Origin of the sequence: Streptomyces sp. NBC_00775, from assembly GCF_036347135.1 — a bacterium.
Classification (GTDB): domain Bacteria; phylum Actinomycetota; class Actinomycetes; order Streptomycetales; family Streptomycetaceae; genus Streptomyces; species Streptomyces lutosisoli.
Window position 1 is genome coordinate 9,528,701 of sequence record NZ_CP108938.1, and the last position, 14,034, is coordinate 9,542,734.

Sequence of the window (14,034 nt, forward strand, 5' to 3'; positions counted from 1 at the left end):
TCATGCCCGAGCCGTCCGTCCTCGCCTCGCTGGTGTCCGGGTTGCGGGGTGGGTCGATCGAAGTCGTCGACCTCACGTCGCCGTTGTCGTCGTCGACACCGGTGATCCAACTGCCGCCGGAGTTCGGCCAGACGGCGGCGTTCGAACTGGAGGAGATCAGCAGGTATGACGTACGGGGGCCGGCCTGGTACTGGAACAACTTCCGCAGTGGCGAGCACACAGGGACCCACTTCGACGCCCCGAACCACTGGGTGACCGGGAAGGACCTCTCCGACGTGGCGTCGGTGCCGGCGCGTCGGCTGATCGCACCGGCCGCCGTGCTGGACTTCACCGCCGAAGCGCGGGAGAACCCGGACTTCCTCGTGGAGGTCGAGCACGTGCGGGCCTGGGAAGCCGAGAACGGGCCGCTGCCCGACGGCGGTTGGCTGTTGCTGCGCACCGGCTGGGACGCCCGCGCGCACTCCCAGGAGGCGTTCCTCAACGCCGACGAGAACGGCCCGCACACCCCCGGCCTGTCGCCGGAATGCGCCCGCTGGGTGGCTCAGGAGTCGCCGGTGATCGGCCTCGGAGTCGAGACGGTGGGCACCGACGCGGGACGTGCGCACGCGTTCGACCCGGCGTTCCCGTGTCACTCCTCTCTCATGGGCAGTGACAAGTACGGGCTGACCCAGTTGCGGAACCTGGATCTGCTGCCGCCGACCGGCTGCGTCGTCATCGCGGGACCCTTGCCCATCGTCACGGGGTCGGGGGCTCCCGCACGGGTGCTCGCGCTGGTGGAGCGCTCGTGAAAGTCGCGGAGGCCGTCGGACGGGCGCTGTCCGCGGCAGGGGTCGGCCGTGTCTTCGGCGTGGTCGGATCGGGCAACTTCCATCTCACCAATGCCATGGTCGCGCAGGGCTCGCGGTTCGTCGCCGCACGCCATGAAGGCGGCGCGGCGACGATGGCTGACGCCTACAGCCGGATGAGCGGCACGGTGGCCGTGCTGAGCGTTCACCAGGGTCCCGGCCTGACGAACGCCATGACCGGCATCGCCGAGGCGGCCAAAAGCCGTACACCGCTGCTCGTACTGGCAGCCGAGGCGACCGAGCCGAGGTCCAACTTCTACGTCGACCAGGAGGCGTTGGCGCGATCGGTGGGCGCGGTCACGGCGCGCGTGACGTCGGCGGAGGGCGCCGTCGCGCAGGCCCGCGACGCGCTACGACGTGCTGTGCACGACAGACGTACCGTGCTGCTCAACCTCCCGCTGGACGTACAGGCCCGCGACGTACCCGAGGGCGCACACGCCCTGAACGTGGCGCCGCCCGAACGGACCGCGGTCGAACCGGAGTCGGCCGACGTGCAGGCGCTGGCGCAGGTGCTGGAGAAGTCCCGGCGGCCGGTCTTCGTGGCCGGCCGGGGAGCGCGCTCACCGGGCTCCCGGGACGCCTTGGCGGCGCTGGCCGAACGCCACGGCGCGCTGCTGGCGACATCGGCCGTCGCCCGCGGCCTCTTCCACGGCAATCCGTGGGCGCTCGACGTGTCCGGAGGCTTCGCGTCCCCCCTGGCGGCCGAGCTGATCCAGGGGGCCGACCTGATCGTGGGCTGGGGCTGCGCGCTGAACATGTGGACCACGCGCCACGGCCGGCTGATCGGTGCGGACACCACCGTGGTTCAGGTCGACGACGACGCGTCCGCGCTGGGTGCGCACCGGGAAGTGGACCTCGGGGTCACCGGCGACGTGGAGTTGACGGCGCGGCGTGCGCTCGCGAGGGCCGGCGGGCGTCGGAACGGCTACCGGACCGACGATGTCGAGGCGGCTCTCACCGCACGCGTGCGGTGGCGGGATGTGCCCTACGAAGACACGAGCGGCCGCGAGCGGATCGACCCGCGCACACTGAGCATCGCGCTGGACGACATTCTCCCCGCGGAGCGGGTGATCGGCGTGGACTCCGGCAACTTCATGGGCTACCCGAGCATGTACCTGTCGGTGCCCGACGAGAACGGCCTGTGCTTCACCCAGGCGTTCCAGTCGATCGGCCTGGGGCTGGCGACCGCGATCGGTGCGGCACTGGCGCAGCCGGACCGGCTTCCGGTGGCCGCGCTCGGGGACGGCGGGGCGATGATGGGCGCCGCGGAACTCGACACGGTACGCCGGCTCGGGCTGCCGATGGTGGTCGTCGTGTACAACGACGACGCCTACGGAGCGGAGGTGCACCACTTCGGGCCCGACGGATATCCGCTGGAGACAGTCGAGTTCCCGCCGACGGACGTCGCCGCCGTGGCGCGCGGGTACGGCTTCGAAGCGGTGACCGTGCGCACGCGGGCGGATCTGAAGGCCGTCGAGGACTGGGTCGCCGGGCCACGCTCCGCGCCTCTGCTCATCGACGCGAAGGTGGTCGCAGACCGAGGGGCCTGGTGGCTCGAGGAGGCGTTCCGCGGACATTGAGCCCGGGCTCACCGCTCTCTCGGTCTTGGTGTCGCGGTGTCCGCGCGCGCCGGACGGTGGCGGACATGCGCCTTGTGCCTGCGGCGACGCGATGGAACGCTTCCTGTCCGCCGGCCGCGACCACGGACCGGCATGGGCCCGGTGGGGAGGCGCCACGGTGGCGATGACGTCGTGGGGCCGGCCGGGTGGACGGATGGGGGAGTGGACGGATGGAGCTGGAGCTTCGGCATCTGCGCGTCCTGTGCGCGATCGCCGACGCGGGGAGCGTGGGCCGGGCCGCGTCGGACCTGGGTTACTCGCAGCCGGCCATGAGCACCCAACTGCGGCGGATCGAGCGCTACTTCGGCGAGGCGCTGTTCGAGCGCGGGCCGGCGGGGGTGAGGCTGACACCGTACGGCATCGAGGTCGTCGCTCAGGCACGTGACGTCCTGGCCCGTGCCGCCGCGATCGGATGCCGGCCGGCCGGTGAAGCCGCGAGAACCCGTCGGACCTTGCGCGTGGCGGCGACCAACTCCCCGGTGCTGTCGGGCATGGTCTCCCGGGTCCGTGCCCGGTTGCCGGATGTGCCGCTCGCGGTGAGCAGCGTGTACGCCTCCTCGCGGATCGTCGAACTCCTGGAGGAGGGCGCGGTGGACGCGGCGGTCGCCGCGGACTACCCCGGAATGGAGCTGAGGCATTCGGACGCGGTGACGCACCGCGGGATCGTCACCGAGCCCACGTTCGTGGCCCTGCCGTCCCGGCATCGCCTCAGACACCGCGCTCAGGTCTCGCTCGCCGACCTGGCCGGGGACGCGTGGTTCCTGACACCGGACGACGGAGCCGGCTGGCCGCAAGTCTTCTACACCGCCTGTGAAGCGGCCGGATTCTCGCCGGTCGCCGTGCACGAATTCCTCGGCGACCAGCTGCAGTTGCAGAGCATGATCGGTGCCGGACTCGGTGTGTCCGTCGTACAGGCGACGCTGCGACCGATCCCGGACGTGGTGATCAAGCCGCTGATCGGTACGCCGCTGTGGTGCCGTTACGTGCTGGCCTGGCGGCGCGACGCGGTTGCCGGGGAAGTGGCGGAGACGCTGTTCGACTGCGCCGCCTCCGCGTATCGCGAACTCGTCGGCCAGTCACCGCACTTGAGGACGTGGGCCGCGCGCACCTGGAGCGTGACCGGGGCGTAGGGCGGCGCCGGGTGTTATGGCTCAGCGATGCAATGTGCTATGTCACACACCATTGTTGGGGCGGGTCGGTGTTGAGAAGGTGCCACACACGCCTCAACACCCGTATCGAGGCGCATCCATCCGTGGAGGAGTCCAGATGCGCTACCGCTTCGCGCTGCCCAGACGCACGGCCGGCGCCCTCGCCGTCTGCGTCACCGTCGCCGGCCTGCTGTCGACACCGGCGCTCGCGGCACCCCCCGCTCGGGACGGCACCACTGAGGTGACCGCGTCCCGGAAGGCGACGCCACCCCCGCCGCCGACCGGCTCGACGGCAAGTGCCGCCGACCGCCCCGCCGTACAGGGCCGACCGCTCACCGCGGCCCAACTGCCTCCCCTGGCGCCGACGCCCTCCCGGGCCCGTCCGAGCGCGGAAACCGGTACGAAGACCACACCGAAGGCCGCCTCCTGCACTCCGGCCGACTTCGCCGGCCGGACCGGTCCCGCACTCGTCGCGTTCGTCAAGGCCTCGACCACGGGCTGCGTCAACACCTTGTTCGCCGTCACCGGTACCGACGCCCGCGACATCTTCCGCGAGGCCCAGATGGTCACCCTGGCCAAGGCCTTCACGCGAGAGGCGCAACGCTATCGAGGCGACAACTCGTCCCAGGTGTGGCAGCTCGTCCTGTTCCTGCGCGCCGGCTACTACGTGCAGTTCAACAACCCGTCCGACGTCGGCCCCTACAGTGCGACCCTCGCCGGAGCCACCACCCGCGGCCTGGACGCCTTCTTCGCCAACCGGCACTCCAGGGACGTCACCGCGGCGAACGGTGACGTGCTCGGTGAGGTCGTCATCCTCACCGACAGCGCCGACCAGCAGGCCCGCTATCTGAAGGTCTACCGGCGGTTGCTCAACGGGTACGACAGCTCCTATGACGCCATCGGCAGCATGCTCGCGGCCGTCAACGACGTCTACACCCCGCTGTGGCGCGGCAATTGGAACACGGACTACGTCAACGCGGTCGCCGCCGACCCGGGTATCGTCCGGACCCTCCACACGTTCGCGCTGGGGCACCTGGACCTGCTCGGGACCGACCGCGCCTACCTGGACTCCAACGCAGGGATGAACCTCGCCCGCTACGTCGAACACACGGCGCTGCAGGCGACGGTCCGGCCCCTGACCAAGGACCTGTTGAACGCGTCGGAGCTCACCGGCCCCACGGCCGGCCTGTGGATCGCGGTGGCGACGCAGGCGGACTACTACGACCACCTCAACTGCTCGTACTACGACGTCTGTGACCTGACGGGCCGGCTGACCAGGGCGGCCCTGCCGATCACCCACACCTGCGACGCGACCCACACCGTCCGGACCCAGGCGCTCACCTCCGACGAGCTCGACGCCGTATGCGCCAACTTGCTGGGCCAGGACCCGTACTTCGACAACCTCGTCAAGGACGACGGCCCCATACCCGGCCAGTACGTGTCGACCCTCCAACTCGTCGTCTTCGCCAGCCGCGCGGACTACCAGACCTACGCCGGGGCGATCTTCGGCGTCAGTACGGACAACGGCGGCATCACCCTGACAGGAGACCCGTCCGACCCCGCCAACCAACCGGTGGCGATCATGTACCAGAAGAACGTCGATGACGGCTTCACGGCCCGGATCTGGAACCTCAACCACGAGTACACGCACTTCCTCGACGCCCGCTACGACATGAAGGGCGACTTCGCCCAGCAGACATCGGTGCCGGACGTCTGGTGGATCGAGGGCCTGGCCGAATACGTCTCCTACGGCTACCGCGGCATCACCGACGAGCAGGCCGTCACGGAGGCGGGCAAGCACACCTACCGACTGAGCACGCTGTTCCAGAACACCTACGCCAACAGCGACGTGACCCGCACCTACCCCTGGGGCTACCTCGCGGCCCGCTACATGTTCGAGCAACACCCGACGGACATCCAGCGCATGCTCGCCCGCTTCCGCGTCGGCGACTACGCGGGCGGATACGCCGTCTACAGCTCCGACATCGCCACCCGCTACGACGCCGATTTCGACCAGTGGCTCACGGCGTGCGCCGCCGGCGCCTGCTCCACACCCGGCCGAGCCGGACTCCGCGCGGCGTCGGCGCACGCCTGGACCCCGTAGTCGGTGCACCGCCGCCCAGGGGAGCGGCATGCGGTGGACCCGGCCGACCGGTTCGGCCGGGTCCGCTACGGCTTCTGGAACCTCCGGGCTGCCGGTAGTCGGACCCCGGATCACATGAACCGACGTGTGGATCCGGCGGGTTGATCGCGTTGTCAGTCCCCTCTGCCATGATCCCGCCCATGCTCTACGACGCCCTGGTGGCCGAATCCCGTAGGAACGACTCGCTCGACGAGGTGAGGTCTACCGCGCTCGGCCGCGTCCGCTGGCTCGTCGACCTTCTGGAACGCCAGCGGACGGATTCCCGGTGGGGCGACGTCAGGTGGCTGGGGCCCGGCGGGCACGAGCGGTTCGCGGCGGCGTGTGCGGCGACCCGGACCGAGATCGACATGCGGCTCGCGGCCTGCGCGGACGAGGAGTGCAGGGCCGCGGTCCTGTGCCTCCTGCTGGCCGCCCGCTTCGAGGACACCGGCTTCTGGCAGTACGACACCCAGATAGGGACTCTGATCTCGCGGGCGCGCGGCTGGACTTCGGACGAGGTCGCCGTGATGCTGCTGCGCGCCACCGAGTACGACATGGGCCACTGGTTCGCCGAATCGCTGAGGATGGTGCTGAACGCGGCCGAGTGCCTCGACGCCGACGGCCGCCGCACGGTCGCGCCCTGGCTGCGGCACGCCCACGCGGAGCTCATGAACACCGATGTCGCGGCGCGCCTGCGCGGGCCGCTCGCCCAGCGCCTCCGTACGCTGCTCGAAAGCGTGGACGAGGCGCACATCCCCGAGGGACTGATCCCCTCGTACGCCCCCTGGGCCGCCCCACTGCGAGACCGGGCCGACACCTCGCCGACGCCGGAGCTGGCCGGCTTCGTCCGGCACCTGGCAAGCCTGTCGGGCCCGCGTCCCACGCAGCGGTGGCGGCGGACGTGCCGCGCGCTCTCGGACGCGGCGGCGGTGGGTGACCTCGCGGTCGAGATCCTGCGGGGCTGACCGAGGGGGATCCGCTGTGCAGCAGCGGACAGGGTCCGCACACCGCCTGGATGGGCGAGTACCACTACCACTACGTCGTTCATCAGAGCGACGGCGACCTGGCGCGCGGCGTCGTCTGGGCGGCCGCGCTCACCGGCGGCCCGGCCGCGGTGCCGTACCTCCGCGCGCTCGCCCTGCGGGTCGGCGGACCCGTGTCCGACGTGATCGAGGACCTCAAGCTCGCGGGCGCGGCGATCAACGCGCTCGCCGAGATCGACGATCCGGCCGCTCTGGAGGCGCTGTGGCGGTTGCAGTCCCGGATCAAGCACCGGGCTCTGCGCAAGCAGCTCGACACCGCTCTGCTGACGGCCGCCGACCGGCAGGGCATCACGGCGGGGCAACTCGTCGAACGCAGCGTGCCGGACCACGGCCTGGCGTCGGACGGCTCGCTGGAGCACGAGCTGGGCGGATACCGGGTACGGGTGGCGATCGAGGACGCGGTGACGGTGCGGCTCACCTTCGCGGGCCCCGACGGGCGCCTGTTCCGTACGGCCCCGGCGGCGGTGAAGGACGGGTTCCCGGACGAACTCAAGCAGTTGAAAGCCCTGGCCAAGGAGGTACGGGGCACGCTCTCGGGCGAGCGGGCCCGCGTCGAGGCGCTGATGTCGGCCGGGCGTGAGTGGCCGTACGACGAGTGGTGCCGCTACTACCGCGACCATCCGGTCACCGGGGTCCTCGTCCGAGGTCTGATCTGGGAGTTCCAGCATTCGGACGGCGTGTGGCATGCGGCGGTGCCCATGACCGAACCGCCCGGCGAGCCGGCGCGCGCACGGTTGTGGCATCCGGTCAGGGCGTCGACGGACGAGATCAGGGCGTGGCGGGAGCGGATCGTCGACCAGCGGCTGCGGCAGCCGTTCAAACAGGCGTTCCGGGAGATCTATCTGCTCACTCCGGCGGAGGAGGAGACCGGCGTCTATTCCAACCGGTTCGCCGCCCACATCGTCCACTACCCGCGGCTCTACGCGCTGTTCAAGGAACGCGGATGGCAGGCCAACTTCCTCGGCCGGTACGACGGCGGCTACGAGGGGAAGGCGCGGGCCGAGTTCGGCGACGGCGAGTGGCGGGCGTGCTTCTTCCACGAACCTGCCGCGGAGGACTACGGGGACTACGCGCCCGATCACGCCGCGACGGACCAGGTCCGGTTCGAGCGGCGTGACGGCCGACGCCGGCGGGAGGTTCCGCTGGCCGAGGTTCCGCCGCTGGTGTTCAGCGAGGCGATGCGGGACGTCGATCTGTTCGTGGGCGTGACCTCGATCGCGGCCGATCCCGAGTGGGCCGACCGGGGCGAGGACCGCTATGCCGCGTACTGGCGGACGGCCACGTTCGGTGAGCTGACGGCGAACGCGGAGGTCCGGCGTGAGGCGCTGGAACGGATCCTGCCGCGCTTGAAGATCGCCGACCGGTGCGCGCTCGACGGCCGCTTCCTGGTGGTCCGCGGCGGGCTCCGTACGTACAGGATCCATCTGGGCTCGGCCAACATCCTGATGGAGCCGGACGATTCCTACCTGTGCATTGTCCCGTCGCGTCCCAAGAGTGACGGCAAGGTGTTCCTGCCGTTCGAGGACGACCGGCTCTCGCTGATTCTCAGCAAGGCGTTCCTGCTGGCCGCCGACTCCAAGATCACCGACGAGACCATCCTCACGCAGATCAAGCGAGGTGGCTGACGGCCACCGTGGCGTTCCGGGAGCCATGGAAGAAGGTCAAGGATGACTCATCGTTGACATTATGCAGGTAACTACCTGCATAATTGGGGTGTGAGTCTCGAAGCGAGGACTGCGCGAGCTGTGTGAACGCTTGGGCATGGCGGGCCAGTCGGCGACACGGCATCTCGACATTCTTGAGCGGGCCGCCCATCCACGAGATCGAGGAGCGCTGGATCTCGGAGTTCGACAAGCCCCGCCTGCAAGCGATCAGCGTCATCAAGAACCAGGCAGAGGAGTACGCCATGACCAACGGAACCGCGTCTGTACCGACCTACGTCTACGTCACCTACATCCGTGCGAGCGCGGACCAGGTGTGGCAAGCCCTGACGGACGCGGACCTGACGGCGCGCTACTGGGGGCACGCCAACATTTCGGACTGGCAGCCGGGCTCGGCCTGGGAGCACCGGCGCGTCGACGGATCAGGCGTCGTCGATGTCGTCGGTGAAGTGATCAAGGCGGAGCCCCCGACGCGCTTGGTCATCACCTTCGAGGACACCCCCGACGCCGAAGCGCCAAGGGAACCGTCGGTTGTCACCTTTCTCGTAGAACCACACCAGGACATCGTCCGGCTCACCGTGACCCACGAGAACCTCCCCAACCAGGAGATGCTCCACGGCATCTCGCGCGGTTGGCCGGCCGTGCTGGCGAACCTCAAGTCGCTGCTTGAGACCGGCGATGTCCTGCCGCAGGCGCCATGGGAGATGTCCCCCGGGCACGCCTGAGACGGCACTCGCCACCACCCTTCCCGTTATCGCCCCCGCGTACGACCGGAGAAAGAGGACGACATGATGGACGCCACCCCGCTTCGGGACGCCTACCGCGCGCTGCTGGACGCTGCCGCCACGGTGGCCGAATCTGGCGACACGAGCCCTGTCCCGCCGGCCGGCGAGTGGAACGCTGAGCAGATTCTGGCGCACGTCTCCATCGTCAACGCCGCCACCATCGCCGCCATCTCCTGCGTCGCCACGGGAGCGAACACGACGTATGACAACCGTATGGCGCTCGACACCTGGACCATCGAACGCGTCATCACGCTCGCGGGCGGCAACGCGGGGCTTCGGGACCGCATCCGCCTCCAAGGAGACGCCCTCTGCGCACTCGGCGGGCCGATGCTGAGCGAGGCCGAACTCGACACCCTGGTGCCCACTCTGCTCCTGTCCAACGACAAAGTCCTGGTCGATCAGCCTGTGCCCCTCAGGGACCTCATCGCGGGCCTCGCGGAAGTGGAGCTGCCCGGCCACGCGAAGCAGCTCCTGGCCCTCCTGCCTGACGGCGCCGGGACCGGAGCCGGGGCCGAAACCACGTGACCTTCCAGCTGATCAAGGGAGGCGGCTACCGCCCCTTCAGCAAGGCGAGTTGAGCGGCGCGCACTCCGGCCGACCCGGTCGTTCGGCAGGGAGGGGCTCCGCTGAGCGACAAGTCGATGCGCCGCATGCGTTCCGCCGACGGACACTTGGGCCGACTGGTCACCGGACACGCCGCCGCCCGGATGGCCGTCGGCCTCCGCCCCGCCGGAGCCATCGCCCTCAACTCCCTGGATTCCCCGGACTCGTGGCGACCGTGGCGCATCCCGGAGCGAGAACCCCGCACCGTGCACCGGTGGGGGGCTCTCGCGCGTCCGGACCGGTCTGGGTACGGAAGGCTCACATCAGCCCGAACGGCTCCCGCGTGGCACCGTGATGCAGCAGACTCACGTCTACGGCTCTACGGCTCTACGGCTCTACGGCTCTACGGCTCTACGGCTCCACGGCCCTCGTGTTGATCCGGTGCCTCTGTGACGGAGCACAGGATCAGACGGAGGCAGCCGCCCTCACGAACAGTGCTTATCGCTACGTGTTCTGCCATGCCGCTGCCGTTTGCCGACCTCCTTCCCGAAGGGCTGGACGGCCAGGAGTCGCGGGTCGGGCGGCCCCGAGTGGACCCGGCCGCTCAATCCACAGCTTTCCGATGCGGTAGGGGCTCTTGACAGCGTGCGTACTGTTTCGCGACGTTTGAGCCCCGCCGCACCGTTCAAATCTCGGTCGCGACCGCGGAACGAGCGTGTATACGGCGTGGATCTCGGATAGCCAAAGAAGTGGCGGGACGCGCACAGCGCGTCATGGGGGGAGCGGTCGTCGATGCGATCCATGAGCAATGATCCACACATCTCACCGGCCTGTGCTGTGACCGGCACGTTCCTCGCGGACTCTGCGGAAGGGCGGTTGATCTGAGGTGGACATCACCATCTACAGGCTCGACGAGCTGGGCGACTCGCTGCGCAAGGCGTGGCACCAGGCGATGGACGAGTCGCCCGAATACGCCAACCCTTTCCTGGCGCCGGAGTTCGCGATCGGGATCGGCAAGTACCGCGGTGGGGCTCGGGTGGCGGTCCTGCACGAGAACGGGGAGCCCGTCGGGTTCCTCCCCTACGAGCGCAACGTCTTCGGCGTCGGCCGGGCCGTTGGGCTGGGCCTGTCCGACTGCCAGGCACTCGTGCACCGTCCCGGGGTCACCTGGGACACCGAGGAGTTGCTGCGGGCCTGCGGGCTGTCGATCCTCGAGTTCGACCATCTCGTCGAGGAGCAGAAGCCGTTCGGCAGACATGTCACGGGGACGTTCGCCTCACCGGTGATCGACGTGAAGCCCGGCGACGGCAGCTACGCGGAGTGGCTGCGCGGCGCGTACCCGGGGCTGGCCAAGACGACGCTGAAGAAGGAACGCCGCGTGGGGCGTGAGGTGGGGGAAATGCGGTTCGTCTTCGACGAGCGCGACCCCGAGGTGCTGCACCAGCTCATGCAGTGGAAGTCCGCCCAGTACCGAAGAACGGGGCGGATGGACCGGTTCGCGCGGCCGTGGATCGTCGACCTGGTGGACTATCTGTTCCACGTCCGCGAGGAGCACTTCACCGGCGTCCTGTCCGTGGTGTACGCCGGTGACCGGCCGGTGGCCGCACACTTCGGGCCGAGATCGCGCACGGTCCTGGCGGCCTGGTTCACCGCGTACGACCCCGAATTCCACCGCTACTCGCCCGGGTTGATGATGCACCTTCGGATGGCCGAGGCGGCGGGTCGGAACGGCGTGACGCTCCTGGACCTGGGACGCGGTGACAAGGAGTACAAGGACTGGCTCAAGACCCGTGAACTGCGCGTGGGAGAAGGCTTCGCGGCCCGCCCCCACCCGGTGGCCGCGGCGCACCGGCTGTGGCGCAGACCGGTGCGGGGCCTGCGCAACACGGTCCTGGCCCATCCCAGACTGCGGGAACCCGCCGACCGGCTGCTGAAGACGGTCGGCACGCTGCGTACGTCGGGCCGTGCGGACCCCGGCGGAGCGGGACCGCGCGCACACTGAACTGGCTTCCCTGCTCCCGGCTTTCGCGCGACGCCGGCCGGGTGTACGGGTATGCCGACGTCCTGACGAGAGATCAGGCGAGCAGCGTAGTGGATGTGTTCTGCGGCACATACCAAGTGGTACGCAATAGGGGGCATCGGACTCGTGCATCCAGATAAGCGCAACCGTGCACGCCGGTGACACGTTTCTCCAACTGGGCGTCAGATCATTTAATTGCCTATTGAAATACCCGGGGTTACATCTGTCGAGCCGAAAAGACTTGCTATCGTCCTACTCATCGGTAGCAAGCCGAACGGGGGGCACGAGGAGCCGGCGTACGCATCGCTGCTGCTCATCGGCGGGTTGGTCGTGTGGGCATGTCTGGCAAGGGGGCCAGGCGGCCACGGCGTCTTCGCGTACGCATCACGCGGCCGGTCTTCGAGCTCCAGTTTTCTGGCCCTCCCCTTTCCTCGCCCATTTATCCGAACAGGTGAGACTCGTCAATGGCTCGATCCCTGGTCGATTTACTGACCGCGCACGCCTCGCAACAGCCCGAACGGACCGCCTACCGCTATCTCGTCACGGGCGACTGTGACGGAGAGATCCAGGACATCTCGTTCGGGCGTCTGGCCGGCCGGTCCCGGGCCGTCGCCGCCTGGCTGCAGGAGCGCGGTCTGGCCGGTTCCCGCGCCCTGCTGCTGTATCCGCCCGGTCTCGAGTTCATCTGCGGCTACCTGGGCTGCCTTTCGGCCGGAGTCGTCGCCGTGCCGGGCGTGCCCCCGCAGGGGCGGTCGCAGAACCATCGCGCCCTGACCCGGATGAAGCGGCTGATCGCCGACGCGGACGCCAAGGTGATCCTGGGCGGCCGTGAGGTGATCGCCGCTCTGGGCGCCATGTCGGAGCACCTGCCCGAACTGGCCGAGATCACCTGCGTCGCCACCGAGGACATCCCCGACGAGGCGGCCTGCTCCTGGCGCGAACCCGACCTCACCGCCGACTCGGTCGCCTTCCTCCAGTACACCTCCGGGTCCACCTCCGCCCCGCGCGGCGTGATGGTGACCCACGGGAACCTGCTGGACAACGAGCGGGTCATCACGGAGCGGATGGGCCACACCCCGGACGTGATCGCCGAGTACGACCACGAACTGTTCGTCAGCTGGCTGCCCGTGTACCACGACATGGGTCTCATAGGCCCGGTCCTGAGCACGGTCTACCTCGGCGTGACCGCCACGCTCTTCTCGCCGCTGCACTTCCTGCAACAGCCCCAGCGCTGGCTGAGCGCCATCGACCGCTACCGTCCGCACACCAGCGGCGGACCCAACTTCGCGTACGAACTGTGCCTGAAGCACGCCACCCCCGAACTCCTCGACGGCCTCGACCTGAGCCGCTGGAAGGTCGCCTTCAACGGCGCCGAACCGGTGCGGGCCGCCACCCTGCGGCGCTTCACCGAGACCTTCGGCGCGGCCGGCTTCCGCCGCGAGGCCCTGTACCCGTGCTACGGCCTGGCCGAGGCCACCCTCATGGTCACCGGCAGCACGGTCGAGACCCCGCCCACCCTCGTCGAGGCCGCCGGGACCGGGCCGCACGCCGGCGCGGCGGACGCGGCGGCGGTCAGCTCGGGCCGGCCCGGTCCCGGTATGACCGTGGTGATCGCCGACCCCGAGCGGCAGGAGCCGCTGTCCGAGGGAGAGGTCGGTGAGATCTGGGTCGCGGGCGCGAGCGTCGCCAAGGGTTACTGGCGCAACACCCTCGCCACCCGCGAGACCTTCCGGGCCACGCTGAAGGACCGCGAGGGCCGCTTCCTGCGGACCGGCGACCTCGGATTCCTGCGCGACGGCGAACTGTTCGTCACCGGCCGTCTCAAGGACCTGATGGTCATCGACGGACGCAACCACTACCCGCAGGACCTGGAACTGTCCGCCGAGATGTCCCACGGGGCGCTGCGCCCCGGCTGCACCGCCGCGTTCTCCGTGGACGGCGCAGTGGACAGCGGAGCTGACGACACGGTGGACGGCGCGGTGGAGGGCGAACAGCCCGTCATCGTCGCGGAGATGGCCCCGGAAGCGGCGGGCGACTCCGACAAGATCACCGATCTGATCCGCAGCGCGATCGGCGAGGCCCACGGTCTGTCGGTGCGCGAGGTCGTGCTGGTCCACCCCGGCACCATCCCCAAGACGTCCAGCGGGAAGATCCAGCGCCACGCCTCCCGGGCTGCCTACCTGGCCGGGACCCTTTCGGTGGTCGGCGCGCCCGCCATGAGATGACCTGGACGACGGCACCCGCCGCC

10 protein-coding genes are annotated in these 14,034 nt (G+C 69.6%); all 10 read left to right on the plus strand.

All coding sequences use genetic code 11. The annotated features are described in order from the left end of the window. The first annotated feature begins 2 nt into the window (after positions 1 to 2). The 10 genes from OIC96_RS42385 (at position 3) to OIC96_RS42430 (ending at position 14,011) form a co-directional block, all read left to right on the plus strand. Complete coding sequence (locus OIC96_RS42385; protein WP_330302736.1) at positions 3 to 788, plus strand: cyclase family protein; 786 nt, start codon at positions 3 to 5, stop codon at positions 786 to 788. Then, positions 785 to 2,425, plus strand: coding sequence for a thiamine pyrophosphate-binding protein (locus OIC96_RS42390; RefSeq protein ID WP_330302735.1), 1,641 nt, complete (start codon positions 785 to 787; stop codon positions 2,423 to 2,425). The genes OIC96_RS42385 and OIC96_RS42390 overlap by 4 nt, the downstream gene beginning before the upstream one ends. Positions 2,426 to 2,634: 209 nt before the next feature. Beyond that, a complete protein-coding gene (locus OIC96_RS42395) occupies positions 2,635 to 3,594 on the plus strand; it encodes a LysR family transcriptional regulator (RefSeq protein ID WP_330302734.1) in 960 nt (319 codons plus the stop codon). A 136-nt stretch (positions 3,595 to 3,730) separates the two neighbouring features. Further along, the gene (locus tag OIC96_RS42400) at positions 3,731 to 5,716 is read left to right on the plus strand and encodes a collagenase (protein WP_330302733.1); all 1,986 of its coding nucleotides are present in this window, start codon (positions 3,731 to 3,733) and stop codon (positions 5,714 to 5,716) included. Positions 5,717 to 5,895: 179 nt separating this feature from the next. Beyond that, the gene (locus OIC96_RS42405; RefSeq protein ID WP_330302732.1) at positions 5,896 to 6,699 is read left to right on the plus strand and encodes a hypothetical protein; all 804 of its coding nucleotides are present in this window, start codon (positions 5,896 to 5,898) and stop codon (positions 6,697 to 6,699) included. Positions 6,700 to 6,749: 50 nt separating this feature from the next. Beyond that, positions 6,750 to 8,402, plus strand: coding sequence for a DUF4132 domain-containing protein (locus tag OIC96_RS42410; protein ID WP_330302731.1), 1,653 nt, complete (start codon positions 6,750 to 6,752; stop codon positions 8,400 to 8,402). A 173-nt stretch (positions 8,403 to 8,575) separates the two neighbouring features. Next, on the plus strand, positions 8,576 to 9,163 hold the full coding sequence (locus OIC96_RS42415) for an SRPBCC family protein (RefSeq protein ID WP_330302730.1): 588 nt from the start codon (positions 8,576 to 8,578) through the stop codon (positions 9,161 to 9,163). Between the two features lie 63 nt (positions 9,164 to 9,226). Next, positions 9,227 to 9,748 carry a hypothetical protein gene (locus tag OIC96_RS42420; protein WP_330302729.1) on the plus strand — a complete coding sequence of 174 codons (522 nt, stop codon included), beginning with the start codon at positions 9,227 to 9,229 and terminating at the stop codon, positions 9,746 to 9,748. A 904-nt stretch (positions 9,749 to 10,652) separates the two neighbouring features. Further along, on the plus strand, positions 10,653 to 11,768 hold the full coding sequence (locus tag OIC96_RS42425; protein ID WP_330302728.1) for a GNAT family N-acetyltransferase: 1,116 nt from the start codon (positions 10,653 to 10,655) through the stop codon (positions 11,766 to 11,768). A 482-nt stretch (positions 11,769 to 12,250) separates the two neighbouring features. Next, positions 12,251 to 14,011 (plus strand): fatty acyl-AMP ligase, encoded by a 1,761-nt coding sequence (locus OIC96_RS42430; RefSeq protein WP_330302727.1) that lies wholly within the window; start codon positions 12,251 to 12,253, stop codon positions 14,009 to 14,011. The last annotated feature ends 23 nt before the right edge of the window (positions 14,012 to 14,034 follow it).

Bases quoted from the DNA above. Each gene is read 5' to 3' on its own strand.
- OIC96_RS42385 (WP_330302736.1), top strand. From the start codon at position 3: ATGCCCGAGCCGTCCGTCCTCGCCTCGCTGGTGTCCGGGTTGCGGGGT.
- OIC96_RS42395 (WP_330302734.1), top strand. From the start codon at position 2,635: ATGGAGCTGGAGCTTCGGCATCTGCGCGTCCTGTGCGCGATCGCCGAC.
- OIC96_RS42400 (WP_330302733.1), top strand. From the start codon at position 3,731: ATGCGCTACCGCTTCGCGCTGCCCAGACGCACGGCCGGCGCCCTCGCC.
- OIC96_RS42405 (WP_330302732.1), top strand. From the start codon at position 5,896: ATGCTCTACGACGCCCTGGTGGCCGAATCCCGTAGGAACGACTCGCTC.
- OIC96_RS42410 (WP_330302731.1), top strand. From the start codon at position 6,750: ATGGGCGAGTACCACTACCACTACGTCGTTCATCAGAGCGACGGCGAC.
- OIC96_RS42420 (WP_330302729.1), top strand. From the start codon at position 9,227: ATGATGGACGCCACCCCGCTTCGGGACGCCTACCGCGCGCTGCTGGAC.
- OIC96_RS42430 (WP_330302727.1), top strand. From the start codon at position 12,251: ATGGCTCGATCCCTGGTCGATTTACTGACCGCGCACGCCTCGCAACAG.